At 61.5% G+C, this 14680-nt stretch carries 14 protein-coding genes; 7 read left to right on the top strand and 7 right to left on the bottom strand.

What is annotated here, in order from left to right; translation table 11 throughout:
• Window positions 1-20: 20 nt before the first annotated feature.
• From PG879_RS10645 to PG879_RS10615, 7 genes are all read right to left on the bottom strand, one after another.
• Window positions 21-863 (bottom strand): ABC transporter permease subunit, encoded by an 843-nt coding sequence (locus PG879_RS10645; RefSeq protein ID WP_010676054.1) that lies wholly within the window; start codon window positions 861-863, stop codon window positions 21-23.
• Window positions 860-1765 carry an ABC transporter permease subunit gene (locus PG879_RS10640; RefSeq protein WP_010676055.1) on the bottom strand — a complete coding sequence of 302 codons (906 nt, stop codon included), beginning with the start codon at window positions 1763-1765 and terminating at the stop codon, window positions 860-862. Before PG879_RS10640 ends, PG879_RS10645 begins: the two co-directional genes overlap by 4 nt.
• A complete protein-coding gene (gene potA / locus PG879_RS10635; RefSeq protein WP_010676056.1) occupies window positions 1762-2916 on the bottom strand; it encodes a polyamine ABC transporter ATP-binding protein in 1155 nt (384 codons plus the stop codon). The genes PG879_RS10640 and potA overlap by 4 nt, the downstream gene beginning before the upstream one ends.
• Before the next feature lie 76 nt (window positions 2917-2992).
• Window positions 2993-4072, bottom strand: a complete 1080-nt coding sequence (locus PG879_RS10630) for a polyamine ABC transporter substrate-binding protein (RefSeq protein ID WP_405694474.1) — start codon at window positions 4070-4072, stop codon at window positions 2993-2995.
• A gap of 123 nt (window positions 4073-4195) precedes the next feature.
• Entirely contained in the window at window positions 4196-5293 is a 1098-nt protein-coding gene (locus PG879_RS10625; protein WP_039039663.1) for a polyamine ABC transporter substrate-binding protein, read from the bottom strand.
• A gap of 54 nt (window positions 5294-5347) precedes the next feature.
• Window positions 5348-6709, bottom strand: a complete 1362-nt coding sequence (locus PG879_RS10620; RefSeq protein ID WP_270830155.1) for an aspartate aminotransferase family protein — start codon at window positions 6707-6709, stop codon at window positions 5348-5350.
• Window positions 6710-6999: 290 nt separating this feature from the next.
• Entirely contained in the window at window positions 7000-8331 is a 1332-nt protein-coding gene (locus tag PG879_RS10615; protein WP_010676060.1) for a glutamine synthetase family protein, read from the bottom strand.
• 462 nt (window positions 8332-8793) lie between these two features.
• Between PG879_RS10615 and PG879_RS10610 the strand changes: the two genes are divergently transcribed.
• The 7 genes from PG879_RS10610 (at window position 8794) to PG879_RS10580 (ending at window position 14607) form a co-directional block, all read left to right on the top strand.
• Entirely contained in the window at window positions 8794-9180 is a 387-nt protein-coding gene (locus PG879_RS10610) for a TraR/DksA family transcriptional regulator (protein WP_010676061.1), read from the top strand.
• A gap of 156 nt (window positions 9181-9336) precedes the next feature.
• A complete protein-coding gene (locus PG879_RS10605) occupies window positions 9337-10197 on the top strand; it encodes a hypothetical protein (protein WP_270830154.1) in 861 nt (286 codons plus the stop codon).
• A gap of 331 nt (window positions 10198-10528) precedes the next feature.
• Window positions 10529-10975 (top strand): Mpo1 family 2-hydroxy fatty acid dioxygenase, encoded by a 447-nt coding sequence (locus PG879_RS10600; protein ID WP_041214237.1) that lies wholly within the window; start codon window positions 10529-10531, stop codon window positions 10973-10975.
• Window positions 10976-10996: 21 nt separating this feature from the next.
• Complete coding sequence (locus PG879_RS10595) at window positions 10997-11476, top strand: CreA family protein (RefSeq protein ID WP_041214236.1); 480 nt, start codon at window positions 10997-10999, stop codon at window positions 11474-11476.
• 77 nt (window positions 11477-11553) lie between these two features.
• Window positions 11554-12543 (top strand): 2-hydroxyacid dehydrogenase, encoded by a 990-nt coding sequence (locus tag PG879_RS10590; protein WP_042878605.1) that lies wholly within the window; start codon window positions 11554-11556, stop codon window positions 12541-12543.
• Between the two features lie 104 nt (window positions 12544-12647).
• Entirely contained in the window at window positions 12648-14009 is a 1362-nt protein-coding gene (gene yegD, locus PG879_RS10585) for a molecular chaperone (RefSeq protein ID WP_010676066.1), read from the top strand.
• A gap of 178 nt (window positions 14010-14187) precedes the next feature.
• Complete coding sequence (locus tag PG879_RS10580; protein WP_010676067.1) at window positions 14188-14607, top strand: META domain-containing protein; 420 nt, start codon at window positions 14188-14190, stop codon at window positions 14605-14607.
• The last annotated feature ends 73 nt before the right edge of the window (window positions 14608-14680 follow it).

Below are 14680 nucleotides of genomic sequence, written 5' to 3'. Positions count from 1 at the left end.
GGATCTTATCACGGGGCAGGTCAGGCAACTGCCTGCATCTGGGTGGTCATGGCGATCTCGGCGCGGCGGCGTTTCTCCGCCCGGGCCATCAGATACCAGCTACCGAAGGTGAACAGGGATACCGACAGCAGGATCAGGCTCGCGATGGCGTTGATCTCGGGCTTCACGCCGAGACGCACCGCCGAGAACACTTCCATCGGCAAGGTGGTCGAACCCGGGCCGGAGACGAAGCTCGCCAGCACCAGATCATCCAGCGACAGGGCAAACGACATCATGCCGCCCGCCGCCAGCGACGGGGCGATCATCGGGATGGTGATCAGGAAGAACACCTTCCAGGGCTTGGCACCCAGGTCCATGGCCGCCTCCTCAATGGAGAGATCCAGCTCCCGCAGCCGCGCCGACACCACGATCGCCACATAGGCGGTACAGAAGGTGGTATGTGCTATCCAGATGGTCAGCATGCCCCGCTCCGCGGGCCAACCCACCAGCTGGGCCATGGCCACGAACAGCAGCAGCAGGGAGAGACCGGTGATCACCTCGGGCATCACCAGCGGCGCCGTCACCATGCCGCCGAACAGGGTCCGGCCACGGAAGTGAGGGATCCGGGTCAGCACGAAGGCCGCCACCGTCCCCAGCGCCACCGCCGCGATGGCGGTGTAGAAGGCGATCTCCAGGGAGCGGAACACGGACCCGATCAACTGTTTGTTGTCGAGCAGGCCGAAGTACCACTTGAGCGACCAGCCTCCCCACACCGTCACCAGCTTGGAGGCGTTGAAGGAGTAGATGACCATGATGATCATGGGCAGGTAGATGAACAGCAGACCCAGCCACAGCATCAGCTTGGCAAAACCGAAACGTCTCATGCCTTGCCCTCCAGCTCTTTGGCCTGGTTGCGGTTGAACAGGATGATGGGAATGATCAGCACCGCCAGCATCACCACCGCCAGGGCGGAGGCCACCGGCCAGTCACGGTTGTTGAAGAACTCCTGCCACAACACCTTGCCGATCATCAGGGTCTCCGGGCCACCCAACATCTCGGGGATGACGAACTCGCCCACCACCGGGATGAAGACCAGCATGCAACCGGCGATGATGCCGTTCTTGGAGAGTGGCACCGTGATCTGCCAGAACCGGGTCAGGTTGCGGGCACCCAGATCGGAGGCCGCCTCCAGCAGGCTCTGGTCGTGCTTGACCAGGTTGGCGTAGAGCGGCAGCACCATGAACGGCAGGTAGGAGTAAACGATGCCGATATAGACCGCCAGGTTGGTATTGAGGATCTGCAGCGGTTCGTCGATCACCCCGATGCCCAGCAGGACGCTGTTGAGCAGGCCGTTGTTGCTGAGGATCCCCATCCAGGCGTATACCCGGATCAGGATCGCCGTCCAGGTCGGCATCATGATGAGCAGCAGCAGAACGGTCTGGGTCTCCTTGTTGGCCCGCGAAATGGCGTAAGCCATGGGATAGCCGATCAGCAGGCAGAGCAGGGTGCTGACCAGGGCTATCTTGAGGGACCCCAGATAAGCCGCGATGTAGAGCTCATCCTCCTGCAGCAGCAGGTAGTTGCCCAGGTTGAGCAGTATGGTGAGCTGATTGTCTGCCCAGCTCACCACGTCCGTGTAGGGCGGGATGGCCACGTCCGCTTCGGCGAAGCTGATCTTCACGACGATGATGAAGGGCAGCAGGAAGAAGAGGAACAGCCAGAAGAAGGGGATGCCGATGACCAGCTGCCGCCCTCCCACCTGTTTGAGTCGTCTCAATGCCTTCATGATTGCAGCACCACGCCGCTGTCATCTTCCCAGTAGAGGAACACCTGGTCATCCCAGGTCGGCCGTTTGCCGTGGCGTTCGGCATTGGCGATGAAAGCCTGAACGATTTTGCCCGAGGGCAACTGGATGTGATACACGGAATGGCCGCCCAGATAGGCGATGTCATAAACCTCGCCCTTGGTCCAGTTGAAGTCCGGATGCTCGATCTCTTCCGGCTTTTGCAGGCTCATCAGCAGTTTTTCCGGACGCAGGGCATAGGTGACCTTCTTGTTCTCCGCCCGGGAGCTGATGCCGTGACCCACATAGATGGGCTGCTCCAGATCCGCACAGGCGATGATGGCGTGGTCCTGCTCATCCTCCACCAGCAGGCCGTCAAACAGGTTGACGTTGCCGATGAACTCGCACACCAGCCGGCTGGCCGGGGTTTCGTAGATGTCCATCGGGCTGCCGATCTGCTCGATGCAACCGAGGTGCATGATGGCGATCCGCTCGGCCATGGTCATGGCTTCTTCCTGATCGTGGGTCACCATGACGCAGGTCACGCCGACCCGCTCGATAATCTCGACCAGCTCGAGCTGCATGGTGGAGCGCAGCTTCTTGTCGAGCGCCCCCATGGGCTCGTCCAGCAACAGCAGCTTGGGACGCTTGGCCAGGGAACGGGCCAGGGCCACCCGCTGACGCTGACCACCGGAGAGCTGGTGCGGCTTGCGGCGGGCGTACTGGGTCATCTGCACCAGCTTGAGCATCTCTTCCACCCGGGCATCAATCTCCGCCTTGGGCAGGCCATCCTGCTTGAGGCCGAAGGCGATGTTCTGGGCCACCGTCATGTGGGGGAACAGGGCGTAGGACTGGAACATCATGTTGATGGGGCGTTCATAGGGCGGCATGTCGGTAATGTCGACGCCGTCGAGGAACAGCCGTCCTTCCGTGGGTCGCTCGAACCCGGCCAGCATCCGCAACAAGGTGGACTTGCCGGAGCCGGACCCACCCAGCAGGGCGAAGATCTCGCCCTTGTGGATGTTGAGAGACACGTTGTCGACCGCCAGCGTTTCGTCGAACTGCTTGCTTACCCTGTCTATTTTGACCAGCACTTCTTTACGCTGCTGGCTGCCCTCGAGGGCTTTCTTGTAGGCACTGGAGGCTATCGCCATTACCAAACTCCCAAAGGTGATTCCGGCCTGGGCCGATCCATCAATACAATCTGGCGCCCCGGGATGGGCACCAAGGTTAGGTTCCGGATTTGATCTTGGTCCAACTCCGGGTGATCAGGCGCTGCACCGAACGGGGATGTGCTTCCTGCACATACAGACGTTCAAGCACCGCCTGGGGGGGATAGACAGACTCGTCCTCGCGAACGGCCTTGTCCATGAACTCTCCCGCCTTGATGTTCGGGTTCGCGTAACCCACATAGTCGCTCACCTTGGCGATGACCTGCGGTTCGAGAATGTAGTTGATCAGGACGTGAGCCTCTTTCACGTTGGTGGCATCGGCCGGGATCGCCATCATGTCGAACCAGAGATTGCCACCCTCCTTGGGGATGCTGTAGGCAATCTTGATCCCCTTGCCCGCCTCCTCGGCCCGGGACGCCGCCTGCAGGATGTCGCCGGAGAACCCGGCCGCCACGCAGATGTTGCCGTTGGCGAGGTCACCGATGTACTTGGAGGAGTGGAAGTAGGCCACATAGGGGCGCACCTTGAGCAGCTGCTCTTCGGCCCGCTTGATGTCCGCCGGCTCATGGCTGTTGGGGTTGAGCCCCAGGTAGTTGAGGGCCGCCGGGATCATCTCGTCCGCCGAATCGAGGAAGGCCACGCCGCACTGGGAGAGCTTCTTCATGTTTTCCGGCTCGAAGATGGTCGCCCAGGAGTCAATCTTGTCGACACCCAGTACTTCCTTGATCTTGTCGACGTTGTAACCGATGCCGTTGGTGCCCCAGAGGTAGGGCACGGCGTACTGATGGCCCGGATCCACCTTCTCGAGCTGCTTGAGCAGCAAGGGGTCCAGGTTGCTCAGGTTTGGCAGCAGGGTGAGGTCCAGCTTCTGGAAAGCCCCCGCCTTGATCTGCTTGGCCAGGAAATTGTTGGAGGGCACGACCAGATCGTAGCCGGTGCGTCCGGTCAGCAGCTTGCCTTCCAGCGTCTCGTTGGAGTCAAACACGTCGTAGACGGTCTTGATCCCGGTCTTCTGCTGAAAGTCACTGAGGGTGGTCTCGCCGATATAATCGGACCAGTTGTAAAAATGAACCACAGGGGCTGCCTGGGTCAGATTTGCAAACCCCAGGGTCAGGGCCAGCGTTGCCATCTTGGTCATGTGCACTTATCAGTCCTCATTTGTGTGATTTTGCCAGTCGCGCATCCATACGCGCCGTCCAACCTGTCGGGTGGTCACCACCCTCCCGGCCGAACTGCGGACCGGGAGGGGTACTCGTCACTCTTACTTGCCTGACTTGATCTTGGTCCAGCTGCGGGTCATCAGACGCTGCACCTTGGCCGGCAGATCCGGGAAGGTGTAGATCTTCTTGAGGGTATCCGGCGTCGGGTAGATACCCGGGTCGGTACGGATCGCCTCGTCCACCAGCGGCGTGGCCGCCTTGTTGCCGTTCGGGAACTGCACCACGTTGGTGATGTTCGCGATCACGTCCGGCTTCATCAGGTAATTGATGAAGGTGTGGGCCGCCTCGACGTTCTTGGCATCCGCCGGGATGGCGATCATGTCGAAGAAGCTGCCTGCCCCCTCTTTCGGAATGGTGTAAGTCAGGCTGACACCGTTCTTGGCCTCGGCGGCACGCGCCTTGGACTGCTGCAGGTCACCGGAGTAACCGACCGCCACGCACAGGTTGCCGTTGGCCAGATCCGAAATGTACTTGGAGGAGTGGAAATAGGCGGTATAGGGACGGATGGAGAGGAACAGCTCCTCTGCCTTCTTCAGCTCGTCCGGCTTCTGGCTGTCCGGCTTGAAGCCCAGGTATTGCAGGGCGGCCGGCAGCATTTCGGTCGGCGAGTCGAGGAAGGAGACACCGCACTCCTTCAGCTTGGCCATGTTCTCCGGCTTGAACACCAGATCCCAGGAGTCCACCGGGGCATCGGCCCCCAGCACGGCCTTCACCTTCTCGGCGTTGTAGGCATAGCCGATGGTGCCCCACAGGTAAGGGATGGAGTATTGGTTGCCCGGATCGCTCGGTTCGAGCGCCTTGAGCAGGTCGACGTCCAGGTTCTGCCAGTTGGAGAGTTTGGACTTGTCCAGCTTCTGGAAGACACCTGCCTTGATCTGCTTGGCCAGGAAGGGGTTGGACGGTACGACGATGTCATAGCCCGACTTGCCTGCCAGCAACTTGGCTTCCAGCACTTCATTGCTGTCGAACACGTCGTAGACCACCTTGATGCCCGTCTCCTTCTGGAAGTTTTCCAGCGTATCCGGCGCGATATAGTCGCTCCAGTTGTAGACGTGCAGCACCTTCTCGTCGGCCATCGCCCCGGTACTCATCATGACCAGCGCCACGGAAGCAGCCATCATTCCCTTTTTAAAAGACATAGTCCTTGTCTCCTAAGCAAATTGTATGCGTAAGCCAACCTGCCCGGTTCCCGCCTATTCCCGCAGCTTTGCAGCCGTCAGGTCCAGACTGAGCCTGGCCAGTTTGACCAATTCATCCACCTGTTCCTCGGTGATCACCAAGGGGGGCGATATGATCATGGTATCGCCGACAGCCCTCATCACCAAGCCATTGTTAAAACAGAACTCCCGACAGGTCATCCCGGCATGGAGCTCGGCCGGGAAGCGACGTTTCGTCTGCTTGTCCTGCACTATTTCCAGCGCGGCGACCAGGCCTTTTCCACGGGTTTCCCCCACCAGCGGATGGTCCGCCAGCTCAGCCCAGCGGCGCTGCAAATAGGGGCCGATACTATCATGAACTCGCTTAACTATGCTCTCCCTTTGCATAAGCTGGATGTTGGCAATGGCCACGGCGCAGGCGACCGGATGGCCGGAATAGGTGAAGCCATGGTTGAACTCGCCCCCCTCTTCCACCAGCACCCTGGCTACCCTGTCCCCCACCATCACGGCGCCCATCGGCAGATAGCCGGAGGTAATGCCCTTGGCCAGGCACATGAGATCGGGTTTGATGCCAAAACCTTCACTGGCAAACCAGTGGCCGGTGCGGCCAAAGCCGCAGATCACCTCGTCGGCGATGAGCAGGATGCCGTAGTGGTCGCAGATGCGCTGGATCTCGGGCCAGTAGCTCTCGGGGGGAATGATGACCCCCCCCGCCCCCTGGATAGGCTCGCCGATGAAGGCGGCTACCTTGTCCACCCCCAGCTCCAGGATCTTCTCTTCCAGCTGGCGGGCCCGGGCCAGACCGAACTCGTGGGCGCTCATGCCCTCTCCCTCACCGAAGTGATAGGGCTGGTCGATGTGGACTATGCCCGGAATGGGCAAGCCGCCCTGGGCGTGCATCCCCTTCATGCCCCCCAGACTGGCCCCCGCCACGGTGGAGCCGTGATAGGCATTGTGGCGGCTGATGATCACCTGCTTGTCAGGTTGTCCCTTGCTGGCCCAGTAGTGACGCACCATGCGCAGCACGGTGTCGTTGCACTCGGAACCCGAACCGGTGAAGAAGACGTGGTTGAGGTGGGAAGGCGTGATCTCGGCCAGCAGGGTGGCCAGCTCGGCAGCAGGGGGGTGGCTGGTCTGGAAGAAGAGGTTGTAGTAGGGCAACTGCTGCATCTGGCGAGTGGCGGCATCCACCAGCTCCTGACGGCCGTAGCCCATGTTGACGCACCACAGGCCCGCCATCCCGTCCAGAATGCGCTTGCCTTCGGAGTCTTCCAGATAGACGCCTTCGGCCTTGGTGATGATGCGACTGCCCTTCTTGTTCAGGGCCTGAAAATCGGTAAACGGATGCAGATGATGGCTGGCTTCCAGTTGCTGCCACTCACGGGTGGTGTGCTGCATTGCTTGCTCCTCGGTTCCTTCGATTCGGCGAATCTTGTCGCCATTCATGAGGGCACGGGTGGCCTGCCCGGTCACTGCCATTCACGGGGCTGGCACTCTCTTGCCTGCTCGATGCCTTTCCATGGGGCGAACATCGTCGCCAGTTGATTGCAGGTGACCCCCTCTCCATTGCGGGAGCGGGCCTCACCTTTACTCGGTGCCTTCCGGGTCGCGGGCGCCGCCGCGAGACGGGCCTTCAGCCCCTTGCTTGCGATATGACGGGGAGAGGCCTCGCCTCCCCCGGGGACAGATCAGACGTTCAGCAGCAGGAATTCCCGTTCCCAGCGGCTGATCACGCCGAAGTAGGTCTCGTACTCCTTGCGTTTGACGGCCACGAAGGCGCGGATGAAGCGCTCCCCCAGCATGTCCTTGATGGGTTCACACTGCTCCAGGTGGCTCAGCGATTCCTCCAGCGAGCGGGGCAGGCTGTAGGGCAGGTCATAGGCACTCGCCTTCATCTCCTGCATGGGTTCGAGCTTCTCCAGCATGCCGAGGTAGCCGCAGGCCAGGGTGGCGGCCAGGGCCAGATACGGGTTGGCATCGGCCCCGGCGAAGCGGTTCTCGACCCGGCGTGCGCTCGGTTCGGAGAAGGGGACCCGCAGGCCGCAGGTGCGATTTTCCACCCCCCACTGCACGTTGCGCGGCGCACTCTCGCCAAAGGTGAGGCGGCGGTAGGAGTTGACGTTCGGCGCCAGCAGGGCGGTCACTGCCGGGGTGTATTTCTGCAGGCCGGCGATGAAATGCATGAACAGATCGGAGTTGCCCCCTTCGCTGGTACCAAACAGGTTGTTGCCATCCATGTCTTCCAGGCTCTGGTGGATGTGCATGGCGGAACCCGGTTCGTTGCTCATGGGCTTGGCCATGAAGGTGGCATAGATGCCGTGGCGATGGGCGGCCTCGCGCATGGTGCGCTTGAACAGAAACACCTGGTCGGCGAGATCGATGGCATCCCCGTGCAGGAAGTTGATCTCCATCTGGGCGGCGCCGGATTCGTGGATCAGGGTGTCCACCTCAAGCTCCTGGGCCTCGCAGTAGTCGTACATGTCCTCGAAGATGGGGTCGAATTCGTTCACCGCATCGATGCTGAACGACTGGCGGGCCGTTTCCGGGCGGCCGTTGCGGCCCACCGGCGGCACCAGCGGATAGTCGGGATCTTCGTTGCGGGTCACCAGGTAGAACTCCAGCTCCGGCGCCACCACCGGCTTCCAGCCCTGCTTCTCGTAGAATGACAGAACCCGGCGCAGCACGGAGCGGGGAGCGATGTCGATGAGCTTGCCGTTGACGTCAAAGCAGTCGTGGATCACCTGGGCGGTGGGCTCCAGCGCCCAGGGTACGAAACGAATGGTGTTGGGATCGGGATAGAGCTGCATGTCCCGCTCCAGCGGGTCTATCATGCTGTCGTCATCCGGGTACTCGCCGGTCACCGTCTGGGTGAAGATGACCTCGGGCAGCCGCATGCCCCCCTCGCGCAGAAACTTGTTGGCTGGAATGATCTTGCCTCGGGCATTGCCGGTGAAATCCGGAAACAGGCACTCCACTTCCGTGATGCGATTGCTCTCCATCCAGCCCTTGATACTGTCCATGTTAAACCCCGACTTTACGGTTGCCATTGTCAAGGGTGTCTAATATAAGGAACACCCTTGTTAAGAAAATGTAATCGACCACACCATAAAAGCCCGTGATAAAGGCCTTTGTCAAGCAGCGGTGTTTAAAAAACTATAAACAACGGCCTGTATAATGACCAGCGCGGCACCAAATACTAAACACTTTGTGTCACGATCAGCCCACTGCAAGCTCGATGCCAACGGCGGCGGGATCTCGTTCGATACTCAGTCAGACCCTGTCGGAGAAGGCCCATTTCTTTGCAAGGGCGCACACTCCTTATCCAATTTCCTTTGCATGTCTGCGTTTTTTTGGTACAAGGCCCGCCCTGATTTGCACTCTCCTGCATGGATTTGGTGCAAAACGGGATACAAGGGCTTGGTCTGACGACAGACAGCCCCCATCAATGGGTAACATTGGGAAACTGACTGGTAGCAAACCGTATGTGTGATTTCATGACAGAAGACCAACTGACCTTCTACAAAGGCCAGATCGAGCGACAAATCCTTGAGCTCGAAGAACGTCTCAACTCCCAGGCCAGCCAGGCTATCGCCACCGATACCAACGAGATGGCGGATGAAATTGACCGTGCCAGTGTCGAGGAGGCCCGTCGCCTGGAGCTGAACCGCATCGAGCACGACAAGTTGCACCTGCGCAAGCTGAAAGGGGCGTTGAAGCGCATCAATGAAGGGGATTTTGGCTATTGCGAATCCTGTGGCGACGAGATCTCTCTCAAGCGGCTGCAGGCCCGTCCCGAGTCCCGCTTCTGTGTTGAATGCCAGAGCACCAAGGAATTCAACGACACTCACGTGTTCCGTCGCGTCGCCTGATGCGGCGAACAAGCCCGGCCTCGGTACGAGCCGGGCACAGGGCAAGCCATGCCCGAAGATGACGCGGCCGGGTGATCCCCGGCCCCTTTCACAGCAAGAGCGTGACAACTTCTGTTAGACTCCGGGCAAGTCCCGGATCCTACAGGAGATCAAAGCGTGAAATGGCTCATCAGGCTGTGCTTGTGCCTGCCATTGCTGGCACAAGCACAGACGCTCACCGTCAAGGTCCCCAGCCGACCGATCAACGATCTCGACAACGAATACCAGCTCAAGCTGCTGGAACTGGCGCTCAACCACGCCGGGCAGCCCTACAAGCTGGAGCGGGTCGACCTCAATCTCAACCAGTACAGCCTCCAGCAGGCGCTTGCCAAGGGCAAGGTCATCAATGTGTTCTGGATGGGTACCTCCAGCGCGCTGGAATCCTCCCTCACCGCAGTACCAATCCCGCTGTTTCGTGGCCTGGAAGGGCTGCGCCTCTCCTTCATCCACGCCGATGCCCAGGAGCGGTTCAACCAGATCAACACCCTGGCAGACCTCAAGAAACTGAAAGCCGCACAGGGGGTGGGCTGGGCCGACAACAAGATCCTGGAACTGGCAGGCATTCCCACCTATGCCGGGCGCTACAGCAACCTGTTTCGCCTGATGAATGACGGCGACAAGCTGGATTTCTTCCCCCGTGGTCTGGTGGAAATCTTCGCCGAACGCAGCGAGCTGGCGGCACAATATCCCAACCTGGTGATCGATCAGCACCTGCTGATCCGCTACCCCTTCGCCGAGTTCTTCTTCGTCAGCCCGGAGTCGCCGAAGCTGGCCAAGGCGATCCAGACCGGCCTCGAGCGTGCCTATGCCGACGGCAGCTTCATGGCGTTCTTTCGGGAGAACCCCAAGATCCGCGAGGCCCTGGTCAGCGCCAATCTGGAGCAGAGAGTCACCATCGCCCTGCCCAATCCCGACATGACCCCCTTGCTCAAAAGCATTCCGGCCCAATATTGGGAATATCCACCGTCGCAGGAGTAAACGGACACGATATCCGGCGTTGAGAATATCCACCGCTGCGAGCATGAACGGACACGGTCTCCGACGTTGGGAATATCCACCGCTGCGAGCGTGAACGGACACGGTATCCGGCGTTGAGAATATCCACCGCTGCGAGCATGAGCGGACACGGTCTCCGACGTTGGGAATATCCACCGCTGCGAGCGTGAACGGACAGGGTCTCCGGCGTTGGGAATATCCGCCGCCGGGAGCGTTATCAGCCGCGGGTCATCCCATCCGGTGGGCGCAGCCCGCCGCAGACGCACAGGAACGCGAGGTCGCCCGGCCTCAATACGCGCACCAGGGAGGTGCCATGAAACGACTGGATGACTGGTTTCGCGACTACGGCCAGAGCCATCAACACCCCGTCAATGTGGCCATCCACAAGGTGGCGGTGCCAGGCATCTACCTCTGCATCCTGGCACTGCTCTGGTGCCTGCCCGCCGGTCCCCTGCCAGCGTCCTTCAACTGGGCGGGGCTGGTGGCAATCCCGGTGCTGGTCTTCTACCTGCGGCTGTCGTTGACGATCTTTACGGGGATGACGGCCCTGACCGCCCTAGGGCTGGCCTTCTGCCACGTCTGGCAGGGGCCGCTGCTGTGGCCTGCCCTTATCGGGTTCGTGCTGTTCTGGATAGCCCAGTTCGTCGGTCACCATATCGAGGGGAAACGCCCCTCCTTTCTCACCGACCTGCAATTTCTGCTGGTAGGCCCCGCCTGGGTGCTGGCCAGCCTCTATCGTCGTTTGGGCATCCCTTTCTGAGGGAGGCCAACAGGAGAGACCATGAGACATCTTCAGACCCTTGCTCGCACCCTGCCCCTGCTGCTGGGGGCACTGATGGCCGGCCCGGTGCTGGCCGACAAGGCCGATCCCGTCGGCGAGGTGAGCACCGCTTTCAAGCTGCTCGGCCCCAACCACAAGATCCTGGTGGAGGCGTTCGACGACCCGAAAATCGCCGGTGTCGCCTGCTATCTGGCCCGCCCCAAGACCGGCGGCGTCAAGGGCGGACTCGGGCTGGCGGAAGATCCCTCCCACGCTTCCCTCTCATGCCACCAGATCGGCCCCATCACCCTGCCCGCCAAGCTGAAGGCGGGGGAAGAGGTGTTCGATGTCAGCACCTCGCTGGTGTTCAAGGAGCAGAAGGTGGTGCGTTTTTACGACGAGAAGCGCAATGCCCTTGTCTATCTGACCTACAGCACCAAGTTGGTGGATGGTTCGTACAAGAGTGCGGTGAGTGCCGTCCCCATCATGCCCTGGGGTTGAAACAGCACCACTTATCCCGTGATGACGGTCACTATTTGTTGTAATTTAACCACATCATTATCTACGGAGAGCGCACCATGAGAGTCGCCGTTTTCAGTACCAAGAGCTACGACAAGGAACATTTCCACCAGGCCAACGCCCAGTACGGTTTCGATCTGGAGTTCTTCGACGTGCGGCTGGAGGCCAAGACGGCCCGTCTCGCCCACGGCTTCCCCGTGGTCTGCCTGTTCGTCAACGATGATGCCGACCGCGAAGTGTTGACCGAGCTGGCGCAGTACGGCACCAGGGTCATCGCCCTGCGCTGCGCCGGTTACAACAACGTGGATCTGGCCGCCGCCAAGGAGCTGGGACTCAAGGTGGTGCGGGTGCCTGCCTACTCCCCCGAGGCCGTTGCCGAACATGCGGTGGGCCTGATGATGACCCTCAACCGCCGCATCCATAAGGCGTATCAGCGCACCCGGGACGCCAACTTCTCCCTGGAGGGGCTGGTCGGCTTCAACATGCATGGCCGCACCGCCGGCATCATAGGCACCGGCAAGATCGGCATCGCCACCTTGCGCATCCTCAAGGGGTTCGGCATGCGCCTGCTGGTGAGCGATCCCTATCCGAACCAGGCGGCCATCGATCTGGGCGCCGAGTACGTGGATCTCGACACCCTATTCCGTCAGTCCGATGTCATCAGCCTGCACTGCCCCCTGTTCAAGGAGAACTACCACCTGCTGAACAAGGAGGCCTTCGCCAAGATGAAGGACGGGGTGATGATCATCAACACCAGCCGGGGCGGCCTGCTCGACTCCAACGCCGCCATCGAGGCCCTCAAGACCTCCCGCATCGGCGCCCTGGGGCTGGACGTCTACGAGGAGGAGGAAGACCTCTTCTTCGAGGACAAGTCCAACGAGGTGATCACCGACGACGTCTTCCGCCGCCTGTCTGCCTGCCACAACGTGCTGTTCACCGGTCACCAGGCCTTTCTGACCCGGGAGGCGCTGCACGCCATCGCCGACACCACCCTCAGCAACATCCAGGCCATCGAGAGCCAGGGCCGCTCTGACAACGAAGTGGAGTGATCCCTGAGGCGTTGTCGCCACGCCATTGATCCCGCCGCCGGGTTGTGAGACCCGGCGGCATCGGGTAGGCTACCAGCCCTTTTTTGTACAGGAGTCTGGCCAGCATGTTCATCGGATTTGATTACGGTACCTCCAACTGTGCCGTCGCCGTGATGGAACAGGGCAGCCCCAGGCTGCTGACCCTCTCCGGTTCCCATTACCTTCCCTCCACCCTGCACGCCCCCCACCGGGACGCCATCGCCGGCCTCCTGGCCGAAGGGCTGGCCCCCGTCCAGCAGAGCGAATACCTCAAGCTGCGCGGTCCCGTGGTGACCCGGGCCCAGGCGGTGCGCCGCCAGATGCGCGAAGAGGGACTCATCGACGAGCTGAGTTTCGGCGGTGCGGCGCTGGCGCGCTATCTGGAAGAGCCGGACGAGGGCTACTACATCAAGTCCCCCAAATCCTTTCTCGGGGCCTATGGCCTCAAGGCTCCCCAAATCGCCCTGTTCGAGGACATCGTCTGCGCCATGATGCTGCACGTGCGCCGGGAGGCGGAGCAGCAGACGGGCAGCACCATCCGCCAGGCGGTGATCGGCCGACCGGTCAACTTCCAGGGACTGGCGGGGGAAGAGAGCAACCGCCAGGCCATCGCCATCCTGAGCGAGGCGGCACGCCTCGCCGGGTTCGAGCGGGTGGAGTTCCTCTATGAGCCGGTGGCCGCCGGCTTCGAGTTCGAAGCGCGCCTCACCGAGGATGCGGTGGTGCTGGTGGTGGACATCGGGGGCGGGACCACCGACTGCTCCGTGCTGCGCATGGGCCCGAGCCACCGTGACCAGCTGGATCGCAGCGGCGATCTGCTCGGTCACAGCGGCCAGCGCATCGGGGGCAACGACTTCGACATCCGCCTGACCGTGGAGGGCATGATGCCGCTGCTCGGCATGCACGAGACCCTCAAGACCGGCAAGCCGCTGCCCCATCCCCTGTTCTGGGACGCCGCCGCCATCAATGACGTCAGTGCCCAGAGCCGTTTCTACAGCCTGGATACCGCCCGCCAGTTGCAGGATCTCCAGCTCGACAGCCAGCCAGGCAGCAAGCTCCCGCGCCTCGCCAGCCTGCGGGCCCACAAGCTGAGCCATCAACTGGTGTGGCGCGCCGAGCAGGGCAAGATCGCCCTCTCCGACCACGAGCACAATCACCAGACCCTGAACGAGCTGGAAAAAGGGCTGGAGGCGGCACTCACCCGCCCCCAGCTGGCCAGTGCTTCCGCCCCCTTGCTGGAGAAGATTGGCGAGCTGATGGACGAGGCGATCCAGGCGGCAGGCGTGCAGCCTGACCGGGTCTTCGTCACCGGCGGCAGTGCCCGCTCCCCCCTCATCAAGGCCTTCATCCAGCAGAAACTACCCAAGGTACCGCTGGAGGGGGGTGATGACTTCGGTTCGGTGGCCTCGGGCCTCGCCCGCTATGCCGAGCGGCTGTTTGCAGACTGAGACGGCCAGGGGAGCCATGGGCAACCGGTAGACAGGTTCGCTCGGGGCGGGTGTTGCCATTTGCCGACACCCCCTCTTCCCCCGGGGCGACAGAAGCGGTCGGGCTCCTCCCCCCTCGCCCTGCCGCCCGGGCCCGGGGACGGGTATGCTTGTCATACCCACCACCGGAGCCCCTTCAATGCCCAGATACCTGCTACTGCTGCTCGCCCTGCTTCTGCTCAGCGCCTGCAGCAGTGCTCCCCGCTTTGCCTCGCAAGACCTGCAACACCATCACTGGGTGCTCGATCGGCTGGATGGCCAGGCCATCGCCAGCCGCCGCAGCAATCCCCCCGACATCGAGATCGGTGAACACTTCACCGTCAACGGCATCGCCGGTTGCAACCGCTACTTCGGCCAGGGTCACCTCAAGGGGAACAAGCTCTGGGTCACCAGCCTCGGCAGCACCGCCATGGCCTGCCCCCCCGAACTCGATCTGATAGAACAGGCCGTCCTCGCCACCCTGACGGAGGGGGCCACACTGAGCGGTTCCACCCAGACCCTGATCCTCCAGGGAAAACGGCACCGTTTGGAATACAGGCTGCAAGACTGGGTGTACTAGGCTGTGTTCTCAAAATGCTGGTTTTCTGTCCACACATAACTCGCGCAAGTAGCGAAGGCAAAAAGCCAGTTTG

The organism is Aeromonas sp. QDB63 (assembly GCF_027707425.1).
Taxonomy (GTDB): Bacteria; Pseudomonadota; Gammaproteobacteria; order Enterobacterales; family Aeromonadaceae; genus Aeromonas; species Aeromonas caviae.
The sequence above is the reverse complement of the archived record's forward strand: the minus strand, read 5'-3'. Positions and strand labels throughout refer to the sequence as shown.